Below are 16,500 nucleotides of genomic sequence, written 5' to 3'. Positions count from 1 at the left end.
GGCGGGACATGAAGGATCTGGAACTGGAAAGGGCGGCGGTGACCATGGGACCGACGAAACTGCCGGGCGACGTGGGGCCCATCCATTTTGTCGGCATCGGCGGTATCGGCATGTCCGGCATCGCCGAGGTGCTGCTGAACCACGGCTATCGCGTCCAGGGCTCTGACCTGAAGGCATCGAAGATCACCGACCGGCTGGAGCAGTTGGGCGCCATCGTGTTCGAAGGCCAGCGGGCCGAGAACCTCGAGGGTGCCGAGGTCGTGGTGATCTCGTCGGCGATCAAGACTGGCAACCCGGAACTGGACGAGGCGCGCCGCCGCGGCCTGCCGGTGGTGCGCCGGGCCGAGATGCTGGCCGAGCTCATGCGGCTGAAATCCAACGTCGCCATCGCGGGGACGCATGGCAAGACGACCACCACGACGATGGTGGCGACGCTTTTGGACAAGGGCGGGTTCGACCCGACCGTGGTCAATGGCGGGATCATTCATGCCTACGGTTCGAACGCCCGGATGGGGCAGGGCGAGTGGATGGTCGTCGAGGCCGACGAGAGCGACGGCACCTTCAACCGCCTGCCCGCGACCATCGCCATCGTCACCAACATCGACCCCGAGCACATGGAGCACTGGGGCACGATCGAGAACCTGCGCCGCGGTTTCTACGAGTTCGTCTCGAACATTCCGTTCTACGGGCTGGCCGTCTGTTGCACCGACCATCCCGAGGTGCAGGCGCTGGTCGGCCGCGTCACGGACCGGCGCGTGGTGACATACGGCTTCAACGCGCAGGCGGATGTTCGCGCGGTGAACCTGCGCTATGAAAAGGGCGTGGCGCATTTCGACGTGGTGCTGCAGGCCAGCGGCCAGCGGATCGAGGGCTGCACCCTGCCGATGCCGGGCGATCACAACGTGTCGAACGCGCTGTCGGCCATCGCGGTGGCGCTGCACCTGGGCATGACCGGCGACGAGGTGCGCGACGCGCTGGCAGGCTTCGGCGGCGTCAACCGGCGCTTTACCAGGGTGGCCGAGGTGGGCGGCGTCACGATCATCGACGACTACGGCCATCACCCGGTGGAGATCGCCGCCGTGCTCAAGGCCGCGCGGCAAGCCTGCGAGGGCCGGGTGATCGCCGTGCACCAGCCGCACCGCTACACGCGCCTGTCGCATCATTTCGAGGATTTCTGCACCTGCTTCAACGAGGCCGACGTGGTGGCCATCGCCGAGGTCTATGCCGCGGGCGAGGATCCCATTCCGGGCGCCACGCGCGACGACCTGGTGGCGGGGCTGGTCAGGCATGGCCACCGGCACGCCCGCGCGATCCGCGACGAGGACGACCTGGAGCGCCTGGTGCGCGAGCAGGCCCAGGCGGGTGACATGGTGGTGTGCCTGGGCGCCGGCACGATCAGCGCCTGGGCCTATGGCCTGGCGGAGCGGCTGAAGGGCTGAGGGCGGTTGGGGGCTCTGCCCCCGTTGCGCACAGCGCAACGGGTTGTGAGGAAGGGGGCTCGGCTTCCGTTGCGCACAGCGCATTAGGTTTTGAGGAAGGGGGCTCTGCCCCCGTCTCCCTTCGGTCGACTCCCCCGGAGTTTGTCGGCAAGATGAAGTCAGGGGCCGGCATCCGCCCGGCCCTTTTCCATGCGGAGAGGCGTGCATGACACCATCGCTGATCGCCGGGTTCGCCTGGCTGCTGGCGGCCAACGTGCTGGCGATGTTGCCGTCGAAGGACAATCACTGGTTTCGCGCCTACGTGCTGATCGCCGTGGGCCTGCCGCTGCTGGGCTGGATCTGGTGGCAGAACGGCTGGGTGCTGGCGGCGGTGTTCCTGCTGGCGGGGATGAGCGTCCTGCGCTGGCCGGTGCGGTATCTGCTGCGCTGGGTGCGGGGGTTGTTTGGGGGCGGTCAATGAGCGGCCCTGCTCTGCTTGTTCTGGCAGGACTGGGCTGCTTCGCGCTTGGGAAAAAGGGTGGCATCGGGTCTTTGCGCTTGGTCTTGGTGGATCACTGGCGCTGTCCGGAGGGCTTGCTGCCGCGCACTGGTTCTGGACGTTGCGACCGGCGATGGCAGCGGGAGTTGGGGATGATGGCAGTCGGATCGGGTTCGGTATCCTGCTTGGTTTCCTTGTGGTGCTGTTTGGTGTTTCGGTGGTGGCCTTCGTTGCGGGCTTGCTGGTAAAGGTCCTGCTGCACCTGAAACCATGACCAAGAAATCGAGCATGAAATCTTCGGTTGATATGCCCACCCCGCGCGGACGCCTGACACCGCATCGCCCACTCGACGACCTGACCTGGTTGCGGGTCGGTGGGCCGGCGGACTGGTTTTTCCAGCCCGCCGACCTCGATGATCTGTGCGACTTCCTGCGGGACCTGCCGCCTGACGTGCCGGTGTTCCCGATGGGCGTCGGCTCGAACCTGATCGTGCGGGATGGCGGGATCCGGGCGGTGGTCATCCGGTTGGGGCGGGGGTTCAACGGGATCGCGGTCGAGGGAAACCGGGTGACGGCGGGGGCGGCGGCGCTGGATGCGCATGTAGCCAAGAAGGCGGCCGAGGCGGGCGTCGATCTGACCTTTCTGCGCACCATTCCGGGCAGTATCGGTGGCGCGGTGCGGATGAACGCGGGCTGCTATGGTTCATATGTCGCCGATCACCTGGTCGAGGCCAAGGCGGTCACGCGGGCGGGCGACCTGGTGACGTTGACACCGGACGACCTGCGCCTTGCCTATCGGCAGAGCCATCTGCCCGAGGGCTGGGTTCTGGTCGAGGCGACCTTTGAAGGCGCGGCGGGCGATCCGGCGGCGCTGGAGGCGAAGATGGCCGACCAGATTGCCCGGCGCGACGCCAGCCAGCCGACGAAGGACCGCAGCGCGGGCAGCACCTTTCGCAACCCGGCGGGGTTCTCCAGCACGGGGCAGGCGGACGACACCCATGAGCTCAAGGCCTGGAAGGTGATCGACGATGCCGGCATGCGCGGCGCGACGCTGGCCGGTGCGCAGATGAGCCCCAAGCACTCCAACTTTCTCGTCAACACGGGCGGCGCCACGGCGGCTGATCTGGAGGGACTGGGGGAAGAGGTGCGAAAAAGGGTTTTCCAACACAGTGGAATAGAGTTAGAGTGGGAAATCATGCGTATAGGCGAACCGGCCGTGCCGGAGACCGATGCGCAAGGGACTGAATAACAAGGCCGAAAACGGCCGCCCGGACCCGAGGCGGGTTCAACCATAACGAAAAGGGGACGGCGCAAGGCCGTAATCCCCGTTGAGGCAGACAAGGCGGTTTTGGGAATGTCGAGCAGGGCATCCCGAAAGGTGGCGGTAATCAAGGGTGGTCCCTCGTCCGAGCGCGAGGTGTCTCTCAGTTCCGGGCGGGAATGTGCCGCCGCCTTGCGGGCAGAAGGCTATGATGTGACGGAGATCGACGCGGGCGTCGATCTGGCCGAGCGCCTGCGGGCGCTGGGCCCCGATGTCGTTTTCAACGCGCTGCATGGCCGTTGGGGCGAGGATGGCTGCGTGCAGGGCCTGCTGGAATGGCTGTGCATCCCCTACACGCATTCCGGCGTGCTGGCCTCGGCCCTCGCGATGGACAAGGAAAAGACCAAGCAGGTCTATCGCGACGCGGGCCTGCCCGTGGCAGAGAGCGGGCTTTTCGGCAAGGCCGAGGTGATGGCGGCCCATGTGATGGCGCCGCCCTATGTGGTGAAGCCCTACAACGAGGGCTCGAGCGTCGGGGTATATCTGGTGCGCGAAGGCGATGCGCCGCCGGTGCTGGCCGACGACATGCCTGATATCGTCATGGTTGAAACCTATGTGCCGGGGCGAGAGCTCACCACCTCGGTGATGGGCGACCGCGCCTTGGGCGTGACCGACATCGTCACTGATGGCTGGTACGACTACGACGCGAAATACAAGGCGGGCGGGTCGCGCCACGAATGCCCCGCGAACATCCCCGACGAGATCACCGTGTTGTGCCTGGACTATGCGCTGCGGGCGCACCGGGCGCTGGGCTGCCGGGGTGTCAGCCGCACCGATTTTCGCTGGGACGAGGCTCAGGGCGCCGCCGGGTTGATCTTGCTGGAAACCAACACACAGCCGGGCATGACTCCCACATCGCTGTCGCCGGAACACGCCGCGCTGGCGGGGATGAGTTTCGGCGAGTTCTGCGCCTGGATGGTGGAGGACGCCTCATGCGGCCGCTAGGGGAAGACAGTGCACCGCAGATGGCGCGGCTGGACCCGCGGGTGTCGCGGCTGCGCTACCGGCTCGAGCGGCTGATGCTGACGCCGCTGTTCCGCTTTACGCTGCGGGTGGTCCTGCCCATGGCGATCAGCTTTGGCGCGGTGTCGGCCTGGTTCGCGGTGCCCGAGAACCGTGAGGGCTTCGTCACGATGGTGGAGGATGTGCGCCTTCAGGTCGAAAGCCGGCCTGAATTCCAGGTCAAGCTGATGGCGATCGACGGGGCGGCGCCCGGCACGGCCGAGGATATCCGCACGATCCTGGCGCTGGATTTCCCGGTCAGTTCCTTCGACCTCGACCTTGACGGGATGCAGGAGGCGGTGATCGGCCTCGACGCGGTGCGCAGCGCGCGGCTGCGAATCCGGCAGGGCGGGGTGCTTCAGGTCGACGTGGTCGAGCGTATCCCCGCCGTGCTGTGGCGGCACGAGGCGGGGCTCGACCTGCTGGACGAGGGCGGCGTGCTGGTGGGCCCGGCCCCGGCGCGCATCGATTTTCCCGACCTGCCCGTGATCGCGGGCGAAAGCGCCGAACTCGCGGTGGCCGAGGCGCTGGCGCTGCACGCGGTGGCCGAACCGATCCGCGGCCGCCTGCGCGGGCTGGAACGGATGGGCGCGCGGCGCTGGGACGTGGTGCTGGATCGCGGCCAGCGCATCCTGCTGCCCGAGGCGGGCGCGGTGCAGGCGCTGGAACGCGCGATCGCGATGGACCAGGCGGTGGACATGCTGGCGCGCGACGTGGTCGCGGTGGATCTGCGTCTGCCGCACAGACCGACAATCAGAATGACCGAGAAGGCCGCGGAAGCGATGCGGGACTTCAAGGCGATCGAGGCAGGTGGAGTGATCGGACAATGATCGAGCTATACGAATCCCAACGGGCGATGCGCAACATGCGCAAGGCGGCCATGCAGCGGGGCGTCGTGGCGATCCTCGATGTAGGGTCGTCCAAGATCGCCTGCCTGGTGCTGCGCTTCGACGGCACCGACCCCAGCGAGGATGGCATCGGCAGCCTTGCCGGGCAGTCCGGGTTCCGGGTGATCGGCGCCGCCACGACCCGAAGCCGCGGGGTCCGGTTCGGCGAGATCGCGACCATGGCCGAAACAGAGCGCGCAATCCGCACCGCGGTGCAGGCGGCGCAGAAGATGGCGGGCATCCGCGTGGATCACGTCATCGCCTGTTTTTCTGGCTCCGATCCGCGCAGCTATGGCCTTGCGGGCGAGGTCGAGGTGCGGGGTGTCACGGTGGACGAGCAGGACGTGGCCCGGGTGCTGTCGGCCTGCGATGTGCCGGATTTTGGCCACGGGCGCGAAGTGCTGCACGCCCAGCCGGTGAATTTCGCGCTGGATCACCGCAGCGGCCTGATCGACCCGCGCGGCCAGATCGGCAACGGCCTGTCGGTGGACATGCACATGCTGACGGTCGACGCGCAGGCGATCCAGAACCTGGCCCATTGCGTGAAACGCTGCGACCTCGAACTGGCCGGCATCGCCTCGTCTGCCTATGCCAGCGGCATTTCCGCGCTGGTCGAGGATGAACAGGAACTGGGCGCGGCCTGCATCGACATGGGCGGCGGCGCGACGGGCGTCTCGATCTTCATCAAGAAGCACATGATCTACGCCGATGCGGTGCGCATGGGTGGCGATCACGTGACCAGCGATATTTCCATGGGCCTCCAGGTGCCGATGGCCAATGCCGAGCGCATCAAGACCTTCTACGGCGGCGTCGTGGCGACGGGCATGGACGACCGCGAGATGATCGAAACGGGGGGCGAGACGGGCGACTGGGAACATGATCGCCGCACCGTCAGCCGGGCCGAGCTGATCGGCATCATGCGCCCCCGCGTCGAAGAGATCCTCGAAGAGGTGCGGGCACGGCTGGACGCGGCGGGATTCGACCATTTGCCCAGCCGGCAGATCGTGCTGACCGGCGGCGCCAGCCAGATCCCCGGCCTTGACGGCCTCGCGGCCAAGATCCTCGGCCAGCAGGTGCGGCTGGGGCGGCCCTTGCGGGTGCACGGGCTGCCGCAGGCGGCCACGGGGCCCGGCTTTGCCAGCGCGGTTGGCCTGTGCCTGTTCGCGGCGCATCCGCAGGACGAATGGTGGGATTTCGAGATCCCGGTGGACCGGCTGCCTGCGCGCAGCTTCAGACGCGCGGTGAAGTGGTTCAGGGACAACTGGTAGCGCGCGACGCGCCGCATTCCGGGGACAAGGCCAGAGCGGCGCCCTGCCGACGCTAGTGGTGCGTCCCTTTCATTCCCCGATATCTGGTCAACACGACGAAATCCGCGAGGTTTCGGCGTGAATTCGCCCATATTTTGCGGTGAAATCGTGTTTTTAACGTGACGAGTCGCTATTGGATCGCTAATACTGCGGGGAATAGGCGGAAAACGGCCCTGCTAGAGGCCGGCAACGGACAAATCAGACAGGCGGACGGATCGATGACATTGAACCTTTCCATGCCCGGCGGCAGCGCCGACGAACTCAAGCCTCGCATCACCGTGTTCGGTGTCGGGGGCGCGGGCGGCAACGCGGTCAACAACATGATCGAAAAGCAGCTGGAGGGGGTCGATTTCGTTGTTGCGAACACCGACGCCCAGGCGCTTCAGCAGAGCCGTGCGCAGAACCGCGTGCAGCTCGGCGTGAAGGTGACCGAGGGGCTCGGCGCGGGCGCGCGGGCCTCTGTCGGCGCCGCTGCCGCCGAGGAAAGCATCGAGCAGATCGTCGATCACCTCGCGGGGGCGCACATGTGCTTCATCACCGCGGGCATGGGCGGCGGCACCGGCACGGGGGCCGCACCGATCATCGCGCAGGCCGCGCGTGAGCTTGGCGTGCTGACTGTCGGCGTCGTGACCAAGCCGTTCCAGTTCGAGGGCGCCAAGCGGATGCGCCAGGCCGAGGACGGTGTCGAGGCGCTGCAAAAGGTGGTCGATACGCTGATCATCATCCCGAACCAGAACCTGTTCCGGCTGGCCAACGAAAAGACGACCTTCACCGAGGCGTTCAGCATGGCCGACGACGTCCTGTATCAGGGCGTCAAGGGTGTGACCGACCTGATGGTGCGCCCGGGTCTCATCAACCTCGACTTCGCCGACGTGCGCGCGGTGATGGACGAGATGGGCAAGGCGATGATGGGCACCGGCGAGGCCGAGGGCGAGGATCGTGCGGTCCAGGCCGCCGAAAAGGCCATCGCGAACCCGCTGCTGGACGAGATCAGCCTCAAGGGCGCCAAGGGCGTGCTGATCAACATCACTGGTGGACACGACCTGACCCTGTTCGAACTGGACGAGGCCGCCAACCGCATCCGCGAGGAAGTGGACCAGGACGCCAACATCATCGTCGGCAGCACGCTGGACGATGGCATGGCGGGCATGATGCGCGTGTCGGTCGTGGCGACCGGCATCGACGCCGCCACCTCGCATGCCGACATGCCGCTGCCGCGCCGCTCGATGGCCTCTCCGTTGCCGCAGCACACGGCGGCAGAGTCCGCGCCTGCTCCGAAGCCGGCGCAGCGACCGGCGCCGCAACCGCAGCCCGTGGCCGCCCAGCGGGTCGAGCAGTATGACGAGGAAGAGCCCTCGCTGTTCGAGGATCTCGAGCCGACCGGCGCTCACGACACGGGATCGGATGCCATGTACGACGATGTCGCGGATGACGACGGCCTGCCGCCGCCGGCCTATCAGCCGCAGGTGGCAGAGTTCCAGCCGCGCACCGACACGATCGAGGCGCACCCGGCCGAGGACTATGTTGCGCCCCGCGCTCCCGCGCCGGGAACGCCCAGCCAGGAAACGCTGGCCCGCCTGCGCGCGGCGGCAGCCCGGCAGGCCTCGACCGCATCCCGCGCGCCCGCCGCTCCGGCAACGCCGGAGGGGGACAAGCCGCGCTTCAGCGTGAATTCGCTGATCGGCCGGATGACCGGTGGCCACGCCGCCGCGCCCGAGCCGGCACCGCGCCGCCAGCAGCCGCCGGTTCAGGCCCAGCGCCCCGCGCCGGTCAAGGATGTCGAGCCCGATCCGGATCAGGAAAAGATCGAAATTCCGGCTTTCCTGCGCCGCCAGGCGAACTGAGCCGGTCACTTCACAGATTAAGCGCCCTCCGTTTCGGAGGGCGCTTTTCTATTGAAAACAATGTGTTGAAAGCGTCTTCCCGGCGGTAAGCGGTGCCGCGCCTATGCCGGGTGCGCCATGTTTCACTTGGTTACAATCTTTGATTTGAGCCGCGCGGTTCCCTTCCGTATTTCCTGTGGCAGTAAACGCCGGGTTAACAGCGGGATCGAGCAGCCCCTGTGCCGACAAGACCCAGGCCAGAAACCGGAGCCTACCGTGCAGACAACGATCCGATCCAGCGTCAGCTTTACCGGCGTCGGCCTGCATTCCGGCCGGCCGGCGACGCTCACCATCCGTCCGGCCAGCGCCGAGCACGGCATCTGGTTCAAGCGCACCGATATCGTTTTGGGCGATTCCCTGGTCCCGGCCCGCTATGACGTGGTCGAGACCTCGCCGCTCTGCACGATGCTTGTTAATCGTGCGGGCGTTTCCGTTTCGACAGTCGAGCACGTGATGGCAGCCTTGGCGGGTTGCGGTGTTCACAACGCCCTGGTCGAAATCGACGGACCGGAATGCCCGATCCTCGATGGCTCGTCCGCGCCCTTCGTGCGCGGCATCCTGTCTCGCGGCGTCCGCACGCTGGCGGCCCCGGTCCGGGCGATCGAGGTGCTTCTGCCGGTGTCGGTGCACACGGCCCAGGGCTGGGCCCGTCTGAGCCCGGCTCAGGGGATGGTGATGGATTTCCACATCGACTTCGCCGACGAGGCGATCGGCCGCCAGACCCGGCACATGGACCTGGCCAACGGCGCCTTCGTGCGTGAACTCTGTGACAGCCGCACCTTTTGCCGCAACGCCGATGTCGAGGCGATGCGCGCCGCGGGCAAGGCGCTGGGCGGAACGCTGGAAAACGCCGTGGTGGTCGATGGCGACACGGTTCTTACCCCCGGCGGGATGCGCCACGAGGACGAACCGGTGCGGCACAAGATGCTGGATGCGCTGGGCGACCTCGCGCTGGCCGGTGCACCGATCCTTGGCCATTACGAGGGTCACAAGGCCGGTCACGCGCTGACCAACGCGCTGCTGCGCGAACTCTTCGCCACGCCGGACGCCTTCCGCATGATCACCTGTACGCCGTCCCAGGCAGCGCGCCTGCCCGGTGCCGGTGTCGGGCGCGACGAGATTCCCGCGGTCGCCTGAGGCGGACCTGTGGCGCATTCCCGCGGCACCCCCCGGCAAACTGTCGTTAAGCCGTTTTGCACCGGATTTTTCTGTGCTAGACCAACCGGCAACGGGGGGCCGGAAACGGCGCAATCCCGGCACAGGGTCGAGGGAAGGTCGAGCATGGCAGCGGGCATGTCGCACAAGCTTTGGATCGCGGCGGGGCTGATGGCCCTGACGCTTTCGGGATGTGACGAATTGCAGCGCAGGGATGTCGGCCCCGGCGGACAGCCTCTCGAAGCCTTTACCGCCCAGCAGATCTATGAGCGCGGCGAATACGAACTGTCGGTCAAGGACCCCGAGGACGCGGCCTTTTACTTCTCCGAGGTCGAGCGGCTGTATCCCTATTCCGACTGGGCCAAGCGCGCGCTGATCATGCAGGCCTACGCCTTTCACCAGGACCGGGATTACGAGAATGCCCGCGCCGCCGCGCAGCGGTACATCGACTTCTACCCGGCTGATGATGATGCGGCCTATGCGCAATACCTCCTGGCGCTGTCTTATTACGACCAGATCGAGGAAGTCGGCCGCGACCAGGGCCTGACCTTCCAGGCGCTCCAGGCACTGCGCACGGTAATCGAGCGGTATCCCGACAGCGAATATGCCCGCTCGTCCATCCTGAAATTCGACCTCGCCTTCGACCATCTCGCGGCGAAGGAAATGGAAGTCGGACGCTACTACCTGAAGCGCGATCACTTTGCCGCGGCGATCAACCGCTTCCGCGTGGTGGTCGAGGATTTCCAGACCACGACCCACACGCCCGAGGCGCTGCACCGTCTGGTCGAGGCTTACCTGTCGCTGGGCCTGACCGAAGAGGCGCAGACCGCCGCGGCCGTGCTGGGCTTCAATTATCAGTCGTCGGACTGGTACAAGGACAGCTACACGCTGCTGACCGGCCGTGGCCTGGAACCCAAGGTGTTCGAGAACAACTGGCTGGGCGCCGTCTATCGCCAGATGGTCAAGGGCGAGTGGCTTTGAACGCGGGAGGCGGGGTGTAACCCCGTCCTACGGACATTCACGATGCTGCGCGCGTTGGAAATCCGCGATATCCTCATCATCGACCGGCTGGACCTTGCATTCCAGCCGGGTCTCAACGTGCTGACTGGCGAGACCGGGGCGGGCAAGTCGATCCTGCTTGACAGCCTGGGCTTCGTCCTGGGCTGGCGGGGGCGGGCTGAACTGGTGCGTCAGGGCGCTGCGCAGGGTGAGGTCGTGGCGGTTTTTTCGCTGGCGCCCGGCCATCCGGCGCGGGCCGTGCTGGCCGAGGCGGGCATTCCCGAAGACGACGAGCTGATTCTGCGCCGGGTCAACACCGCTGACGGGCGCAAGACCGGCTGGGTCAACGACCGCCGCGTGACCGGCGAGGTTCTGCGCCAGTTGTCGGACGTGCTGGTGGAATTGCACGGTCAGCATGATGACCGCGGCCTGCTGGACCCGAAGGGCCATCGCGCGATCCTGGACGATTACGGCGCGCTCGACGCTCCGCGCGACACGGTGCGCGCCGCGTGGCGGGCGCGGGCGGATGCGCGCAAGGCGCTGGACGCGGCACAAAAGGCCCTGGCGGCCGTGCGCGCCGAGGAGGATTTCCTGCGTCACGCCGTCGCCGAATTGAACAAGCTCGATCCGCAACCGGGCGAGGAGGCCGATCTCGACGCGCGCCGCCGCATGATGCAGGCCGCCGAGAAGATCCGCGAGGATATCGCGCAGGCCTCCAGCGCACTGGGTTATGACGGCGCCGAGGGCGCGATGGCCAACGCCCTGCGTTGGCTCGAAGGCGCGGCGGAGCGCGCCGAGGGCCGTCTCGATCCGCCCATCGCCGCGCTGGCCCGTGCCATGGCGGAACTCGACGAGGCGGCGCGCGGCGTCGCCGATTGCCTCGACGCGCTGGATTTCGACCCGCTGGCGCTGGACGAGACAGAGGAGCGGCTGTTTGCCCTGCGCGGTCTGGCGCGCAAGCACGGCATTCTGCCCGATGAGTTGGCGACGCTGGCTGCGGACCTGTCCGAACGGCTGGCCGCGCTCGACGCCGGAGAGGCGCGCATCGCGGAGTTGGAGCGTGCGGTGCGCGAGGCCGATGCGGCCTATGACGCGGCGGCCAGGGCGCTGACCGAGGCGCGGCGCGCGGCGGCGGCGCGGCTGGATGCGGCACTGGCGGCGGAGCTTGCGCCGCTCAAGATGGAGCGCGCGCTCTTCGTGACCGAGATCGCCACGGCGCCCCCCGGCCCCGAGGGGGTGGACGCGGTGCAGTTCACCGTGGCCACGAATCCCGGCGCACCCTCTGGCCCGCTGAACCGGATCGCCTCGGGCGGGGAACTCAGCCGATTCCTGCTGGCGCTCAAGGTCTGCCTGTCGGAAGAGCGCAACCGCGGCGTCACGATGATCTTCGACGAGATCGACCGTGGCGTCGGCGGCGCCACGGCGGACGCGGTGGGCCGGCGGCTCAAGGCGCTGGCCGAGGGCGGGCAGGTCCTGGTCGTCACCCATTCGCCGCAGGTCGCCGCCCTGGGCGGGCATCACTGGCGCGTGGAAAAGCGCGTCAAGGGTGAAATGACGACCTCGACAGTCGTGCCGCTGGATGCCGGTGCCCGCGAGGGCGAGATCGCGCGCATGATCTCGGGCGACACGGTGACGGACGAGGCGCGTGCGGCCGCCCGCGCGCTGCTGGCGGGGTAGGGGGGACGGCCAACGGCGCTCGCGCCCTTCGGGCGCATCGCCCCGCCCGCCGTCCCATGCCGCGCTGCCACCGCCGGGGTCTTGCGTTTCTTCTGGCCTCGAATATCCCGGGGAAGTCGGGCGCCAGCGCAACGGGGGCAGAGCCCCCTTACCCGCGCGGCGGAACCAGCTTGCCAGGGTTGAGGATGTTCAGCGGGTCCAGCGCCGCCTTCAGCGTGCCCATCACCTGCCAGCCCTCGCCATGCTCGGCTGCCATGTAGGGCAGCTTGCCGATGCCCACCCCATGCTCTCCGGTGCAGGTGCCGCCCAGCCGCAGGGCACGTTCGGCCATCCGGTGGGACAGGCGCTTTGCCTCGTCCAGATCCTCGGGCCTGTCCGGGTCGACCAGCAGGATCGCGTGGAAATTGCCGTCGCCCACATGGCCCAGGATCGGGCCGGGGATCGTGCTGGCGGCGATGTCGCCGGCGGTTTCCTCGACCGCCTGCGCCAGCCGCGAGATCGGCACGCAGATGTCCGTGACCAGCCCGCGCGCGCCGGGGCGCGAGGCCAGCACGGCGTAATAGGCGTTGTGGCGCATCGCCCAGAGAGCCCGGCGTTCCTCCTGCCGGGTCGACCAGCGATACGCGCCGCCGCCGTGATCGGCCAGGATCTCGCCGAAGCGCTCGGCATCCTGCGCGACGCTGTCGGGCGAGCCGTGGAATTCCACAAGCAGGTGCGGCACCGCGTCCATATCTACCCCGGCATAGGCGTTGAAGGCCCGCGCCGTCGCGGCGTCGACGAATTCGATCCGCGCCATGGGAATGCCCATCTGGATGGTTTCGGTTACCGCATCCACCGCCGCGGCCATCGACGGAAAGGCGCAGATCCCGGCGCTGACCGCCTCGGGGATACCGTGCAGGCGCAGGGTGAGTTCCGTGACGAGGCCCAGCGTGCCCTCGGACCCAATCATCAGCGCCGTCAGGTCGTAGCCTGCCGAGGACTTGCGCGCGCGACTGCCGGTGCGGATCACCCTTCCGTCGGCCAGAACCACTTCCATCCCCAGCACGTTGTCCCGCATCGAGCCATAGCGCACCGTCGTCGTCCCCGAGGCGCGTGTCATCGCCATCCCGCCCAGCGAGGCGTTGGCGCCCGGATCGACCGGAAAGAACAGGCCCGTGGCGCGCAACTCCTCGTTCAGCGCCTCGCGCGTCACGCCGGGCTGCACCGTCACGTCCATGTCGGCGCTGCGGATTTCCAGCACCTTGTTCATGCGGGTGAAATCCACCACCAGCCCACCATGCAGCGGGAGGGCATGGGCCTCGAGCGAGGTTCCCGCGCCCCAGCCCACCACCGGCATCCGGTGCTCGGCGCAGATCGCCATGATCCGGGCGACCTCGGCGGTGGATTGCGGATAGGCGACCGCATCGGGCGGCGGGGCGCGAAAATGGGACTCCGAGCGCGCATGCGCCTCGAGATCGGCCTTGGAACGGGTCAGCCGTTCGCCTAGGACAGAAGACAGCGCCTCGAGCGCCTGGTGATGGGACATGACAGGGGATCCAATCTTTTGCGCGCCACTCTAGACAAGCGCCGCGCCGCTGGAAACCCGCGAGAACAGGGATGCTCTGGCCGGTGACTGCGCTGCGACCGAACTGGGACGGCCTGCGGGGCCGGGCGTCGCGCGGCTGGGATCTGCTGCGGCACAAGGCGCCGGGCCAGGTGGCCTTCTGGTTCATCGCCTTGGCGGTCGGCATCGCGGCGGGCCTGGCAGCGATCCTGTTCCGCAGCGCGATCGAATGGCTCCAGACCCTGCTTTACGGGGTCGAGGACCCGAACCTGCTGTACAGCTACGCGAAAAGCCTGCCCTGGATCTGGGTCCTGGCCATCCCGACGCTGGGCGGCATCGCCGTCGGGATCATCCTGCATCGCTTTACCCCGGATGGGCGGGTGCGCAGCGTGTCGGATGTGATCGAGGGGGCGGCTCTCAACGACGGCCGGATCGAGACGCGGGCCGGCATCGCCTCGGCGGTCTGTTCCTGGATCACGCTGTCGACGGGTGGTTCGACCGGGCGCGAGGGGCCTGTGGTGCATATCGCGGGGCTGATCGCCAGCTGGGTGTCGAACGCGCTGCGGGTGGACGGGATCACCGGGCGCGACCTGCTGGGCTGCGCGGTGGCTGCGGCGGTCTCGGCCAGCTTCAACGCGCCGATCGCCGGGGCGCTGTTCGCGCTGGAGGTGGTGCTGCGCCATTTCGCCTTTCACGCCTTTGCGCCCATCGTGGTGGCCAGCGCGGCGGGCACGGTCATCAACCGGCTGGTCTATGGCGACGTGACCGAATTCGTCCTGCCCGGCACGACAACGGTGGAATTCTACCTCGAACTGCCGGCCTTCTTCCTGCTGGGCCTGCTTTGCGGGCTGGTCGCCGTGGTGATGATGCAGGCGATCTTCTGGGCCGACGACGTAGAAACCCGGTTCCAAAAGCGGCTCGGCCTACCCAACTGGTTGCGTCCGGCGCTGGCGGGGGTGCTGCTGGGCGCCATCGCGCTGCAATTCCCGCATATCATCGGTGTCGGATACGAGACGACCTCGCTGGCGCTGACCGGGGCGCTGGGTCTGCAGGCGGCCATCCTCTACGCCGTGGTCAAGGTGGCGGCGGTGGCGATCACCATGGCGGGCCGGATGGGGGGCGGCGTGTTCTCTCCCTCGCTGATGGTGGGGGCGCTGACGGGGCTGGCCTTTGGCCACGTGGCGACAGGACTGTTCCCCGAGGTCTCGTCGGTCTTTACCCTCTATGCGTTGGCGGGCATGGGCGCGGTGGCGGCCGCAGTGCTGGGCGCGCCGATCTCGACCACGCTGATCGTGTTTGAACTGACCGGCGACTGGCAGACGGGCCTTGCGGTGATGGTGTCGGTGTCGATGTCGACGGCGCTGGCCTCGCGGCTGGTGGACCGGTCCTTCTTCCTGACGCAGCTGGAACGGCGCAACGTGCACCTGGCCGCCGGGCCGCAGGCCTATCTCCTGGCGATGTTCCGCGTGCAGGGCGTCATGCGCCGCCCGACAGACGAGGGCGCCGCCGACCAGGACGCCTGCCTGCGGATGATCGAACAGGGGCTGTATCTGCGCACCACGGCGACGCTGGAAACCGCGCTGCCGATGTTCGACAAGTCCGGCGTGGCCTTTCTGCCGGTGGTCACGATCGAGAAGGACAAGCCCGTCCTGCAAGGGGCGCTGTTCCATGTCGACGCGCTGAAGGCTTACAATCGCGCGCTTGCCGCGACCGCGGAGGAAGAGCATTCCTGACCCTCAGCAGGGGGTCATGCCTGCCTGCCGCGCCGCCAGCCTGGCATCCACCGCGGGCCAGTGCCGGGCCAGCATCTGGCCGATCTGCGCGGTGATCGCCGAGAGCAGGGTGAAATCGTCCCAGTCGAACTTGTCCGTTTCCTCGGATTCCACGTCGAACACGCCGAAACATCGGTTGTCGGCGCAGAGCGGGAAACAGGCCTCGGACCGCATCGCCGGATCGGCGGCAAGGTATGGGATCTGGTCGCTGACGTCGTTCACCACCATCGGCCGGTGCGAGTCGAGCACCATCGAAACGACACCCGGGCGTTCGGTCCGCAACAGCGCATCGACGCGATCCATCTCGGCCGTTGCCTCGGCCTCGGTCAGGGTGCCGGGGCATCTTGCATAGACCTGCGGTCGCGATGCGCCCTCTCGCAGCAGCAGGATGCCAGCCCGGCGATAACCCAGCCGGTCATGCAAATGCCGGAAGGTCGACGCCGCCAGATCAAGGGGATCGGTGGATGCGTTGACCAGTTCGCTCAGGTGGCAAATCGCCACTGACTTGCGATACTCCATGCGCAATTCCCTGCGTTCCTGCGCAAGCGTATGGAGCGTTCGACATTCAAGGCAAGCGATTTGTTCGCGGCACAATTACTGCGAGAAATAGGCGTTTCAAGCTCGCCTTTGCCCTTCGTGCGGCGCGCGCGGCCGATCAGACCTGCTCGACAGCCACGCCCTCCTGCACGGCGAAAGCCAGATAACCCGCGATCTGTGCCGCCGCTGCATTGGGCGCCTCGTAGGACCAGACGGCGTTCCGGTAGGTGTGCGATTTGGACATGATCGAGAAATGGCTCGCCTCGCCAAGCTGCGGATCGGTGGTCTTGTGTTCGCTATGGTCCAGAAACGCCATCGCGATATCCTCACGCGGGAAATAGATGACGAACGGCGCGTCGCCGACCGTCAGTTCCAGCGCGCGGCTGCTTTCGCCGATGACGGCACCGCCGGCGCGGACGACCCAGGTCCCCTCGGCGGGACGGATGGTGATGGTGTTCATGGTATCCCCCAATCGTTCGGCCCTGTAAGACACGGCTTTCA

At 67.5% G+C, this 16,500-nt stretch carries 15 protein-coding genes; 12 read left to right on the top strand and 3 right to left on the bottom strand.

The window, feature by feature from the left end:
* Positions 1-8: 8 nt before the first annotated feature.
* From murC to recN, 11 genes are all read left to right on the top strand, one after another.
* Positions 9-1,439 carry a UDP-N-acetylmuramate--L-alanine ligase gene (gene murC, locus KB874_RS03540; protein ID WP_249200211.1) on the top strand — a complete coding sequence of 477 codons (1,431 nt, stop codon included), beginning with the start codon at positions 9-11 and terminating at the stop codon, positions 1,437-1,439.
* 205 nt (positions 1,440-1,644) lie between these two features.
* A complete protein-coding gene (locus KB874_RS03535; protein WP_212535151.1) occupies positions 1,645-1,899 on the top strand; it encodes a DUF2484 family protein in 255 nt (84 codons plus the stop codon).
* Positions 1,900-2,050: 151 nt separating this feature from the next.
* Positions 2,051-2,191, top strand: a complete 141-nt coding sequence (locus KB874_RS03530; protein WP_212535150.1) for a hypothetical protein — start codon at positions 2,051-2,053, stop codon at positions 2,189-2,191.
* A gap of 14 nt (positions 2,192-2,205) precedes the next feature.
* The gene (gene murB / locus KB874_RS03525; RefSeq protein ID WP_249200210.1) at positions 2,206-3,165 is read left to right on the top strand and encodes a UDP-N-acetylmuramate dehydrogenase; all 960 of its coding nucleotides are present in this window, start codon (positions 2,206-2,208) and stop codon (positions 3,163-3,165) included.
* Between the two features lie 105 nt (positions 3,166-3,270).
* Entirely contained in the window at positions 3,271-4,182 is a 912-nt protein-coding gene (locus KB874_RS03520; RefSeq protein ID WP_212535149.1) for a D-alanine--D-alanine ligase, read from the top strand.
* Entirely contained in the window at positions 4,170-5,069 is a 900-nt protein-coding gene (locus tag KB874_RS03515) for a cell division protein FtsQ/DivIB (RefSeq protein WP_212535148.1), read from the top strand. Before KB874_RS03520 ends, KB874_RS03515 begins: the two co-directional genes overlap by 13 nt.
* The gene (gene ftsA, locus KB874_RS03510) at positions 5,066-6,394 is read left to right on the top strand and encodes a cell division protein FtsA (protein ID WP_212535147.1); all 1,329 of its coding nucleotides are present in this window, start codon (positions 5,066-5,068) and stop codon (positions 6,392-6,394) included. Before KB874_RS03515 ends, ftsA begins: the two co-directional genes overlap by 4 nt.
* A 257-nt stretch (positions 6,395-6,651) precedes the next feature.
* Positions 6,652-8,277: a cell division protein FtsZ gene (gene ftsZ, locus KB874_RS03505; protein WP_212535146.1), complete on the top strand. Its 1,626-nt coding sequence runs from the start codon at positions 6,652-6,654 to the stop codon at positions 8,275-8,277.
* Between the two features lie 255 nt (positions 8,278-8,532).
* On the top strand, positions 8,533-9,453 hold the full coding sequence (gene lpxC, locus KB874_RS03500; protein WP_212535145.1) for a UDP-3-O-acyl-N-acetylglucosamine deacetylase: 921 nt from the start codon (positions 8,533-8,535) through the stop codon (positions 9,451-9,453).
* A gap of 144 nt (positions 9,454-9,597) precedes the next feature.
* Positions 9,598-10,452, top strand: a complete 855-nt coding sequence (locus KB874_RS03495; protein WP_212535144.1) for an outer membrane protein assembly factor BamD — start codon at positions 9,598-9,600, stop codon at positions 10,450-10,452.
* 42 nt (positions 10,453-10,494) lie between these two features.
* Positions 10,495-12,147 carry a DNA repair protein RecN gene (recN, locus tag KB874_RS03490; RefSeq protein ID WP_212535143.1) on the top strand — a complete coding sequence of 551 codons (1,653 nt, stop codon included), beginning with the start codon at positions 10,495-10,497 and terminating at the stop codon, positions 12,145-12,147.
* Positions 12,148-12,295: 148 nt separating this feature from the next.
* Here the strand turns inward: recN and KB874_RS03485 are convergent, their stop codons facing one another.
* Complete coding sequence (locus KB874_RS03485) at positions 12,296-13,672, bottom strand: FAD-binding oxidoreductase (protein WP_212535142.1); 1,377 nt, start codon at positions 13,670-13,672, stop codon at positions 12,296-12,298.
* 71 nt (positions 13,673-13,743) lie between these two features.
* Between KB874_RS03485 and KB874_RS03480 the strand changes: the two genes are divergently transcribed.
* Complete coding sequence (locus KB874_RS03480) at positions 13,744-15,423, top strand: chloride channel protein (RefSeq protein WP_212535141.1); 1,680 nt, start codon at positions 13,744-13,746, stop codon at positions 15,421-15,423.
* 3 nt (positions 15,424-15,426) lie between these two features.
* On the opposite strand, the gene KB874_RS03475 is transcribed toward KB874_RS03480, so the two are convergent.
* Together KB874_RS03475 and KB874_RS03470 are read right to left on the bottom strand one after the other, a co-directional pair.
* Complete coding sequence (locus tag KB874_RS03475; protein WP_212535140.1) at positions 15,427-15,981, bottom strand: GAF domain-containing protein; 555 nt, start codon at positions 15,979-15,981, stop codon at positions 15,427-15,429.
* 136 nt (positions 15,982-16,117) lie between these two features.
* Positions 16,118-16,459 (bottom strand): DUF427 domain-containing protein, encoded by a 342-nt coding sequence (locus KB874_RS03470; protein WP_212535139.1) that lies wholly within the window; start codon positions 16,457-16,459, stop codon positions 16,118-16,120.
* Between the last annotated feature and the right edge of the window lie 41 nt (positions 16,460-16,500).

It is taken from the genome of Thetidibacter halocola, from assembly GCF_018224955.1.
Taxonomy (GTDB): Bacteria; Pseudomonadota; Alphaproteobacteria; order Rhodobacterales; family Rhodobacteraceae; genus Thetidibacter; species Thetidibacter halocola.
The sequence above is the reverse complement of the archived record's forward strand: the minus strand, read 5'-3'. Positions and strand labels throughout refer to the sequence as shown.

Coding starts and splice junctions, on each gene's coding strand:
- murC (WP_249200211.1), top strand. CDS start 9: ATGAAGGATCTGGAACTGGAAAGGGCGGCGGTGACCATGGGACCGACG.
- ftsZ (WP_212535146.1), top strand. CDS start 6,652: ATGACATTGAACCTTTCCATGCCCGGCGGCAGCGCCGACGAACTCAAG.
- KB874_RS03495 (WP_212535144.1), top strand. CDS start 9,598: ATGGCAGCGGGCATGTCGCACAAGCTTTGGATCGCGGCGGGGCTGATG.
- KB874_RS03520 (WP_212535149.1), top strand. CDS start 3,271: ATGTCGAGCAGGGCATCCCGAAAGGTGGCGGTAATCAAGGGTGGTCCC.
- KB874_RS03515 (WP_212535148.1), top strand. CDS start 4,170: ATGCGGCCGCTAGGGGAAGACAGTGCACCGCAGATGGCGCGGCTGGAC.
- KB874_RS03475 (WP_212535140.1), bottom strand. CDS start 15,981: ATGGAGTATCGCAAGTCAGTGGCGATTTGCCACCTGAGCGAACTGGTC.
- KB874_RS03535 (WP_212535151.1), top strand. CDS start 1,645: ATGACACCATCGCTGATCGCCGGGTTCGCCTGGCTGCTGGCGGCCAAC.
- KB874_RS03530 (WP_212535150.1), top strand. CDS start 2,051: ATGGCAGCGGGAGTTGGGGATGATGGCAGTCGGATCGGGTTCGGTATC.
- recN (WP_212535143.1), top strand. CDS start 10,495: ATGCTGCGCGCGTTGGAAATCCGCGATATCCTCATCATCGACCGGCTG.
- KB874_RS03480 (WP_212535141.1), top strand. CDS start 13,744: ATGCTCTGGCCGGTGACTGCGCTGCGACCGAACTGGGACGGCCTGCGG.
- KB874_RS03470 (WP_212535139.1), bottom strand. CDS start 16,459: ATGAACACCATCACCATCCGTCCCGCCGAGGGGACCTGGGTCGTCCGC.
- ftsA (WP_212535147.1), top strand. CDS start 5,066: ATGATCGAGCTATACGAATCCCAACGGGCGATGCGCAACATGCGCAAG.
- KB874_RS03485 (WP_212535142.1), bottom strand. CDS start 13,672: ATGTCCCATCACCAGGCGCTCGAGGCGCTGTCTTCTGTCCTAGGCGAA.
- murB (WP_249200210.1), top strand. CDS start 2,206: ATGAAATCTTCGGTTGATATGCCCACCCCGCGCGGACGCCTGACACCG.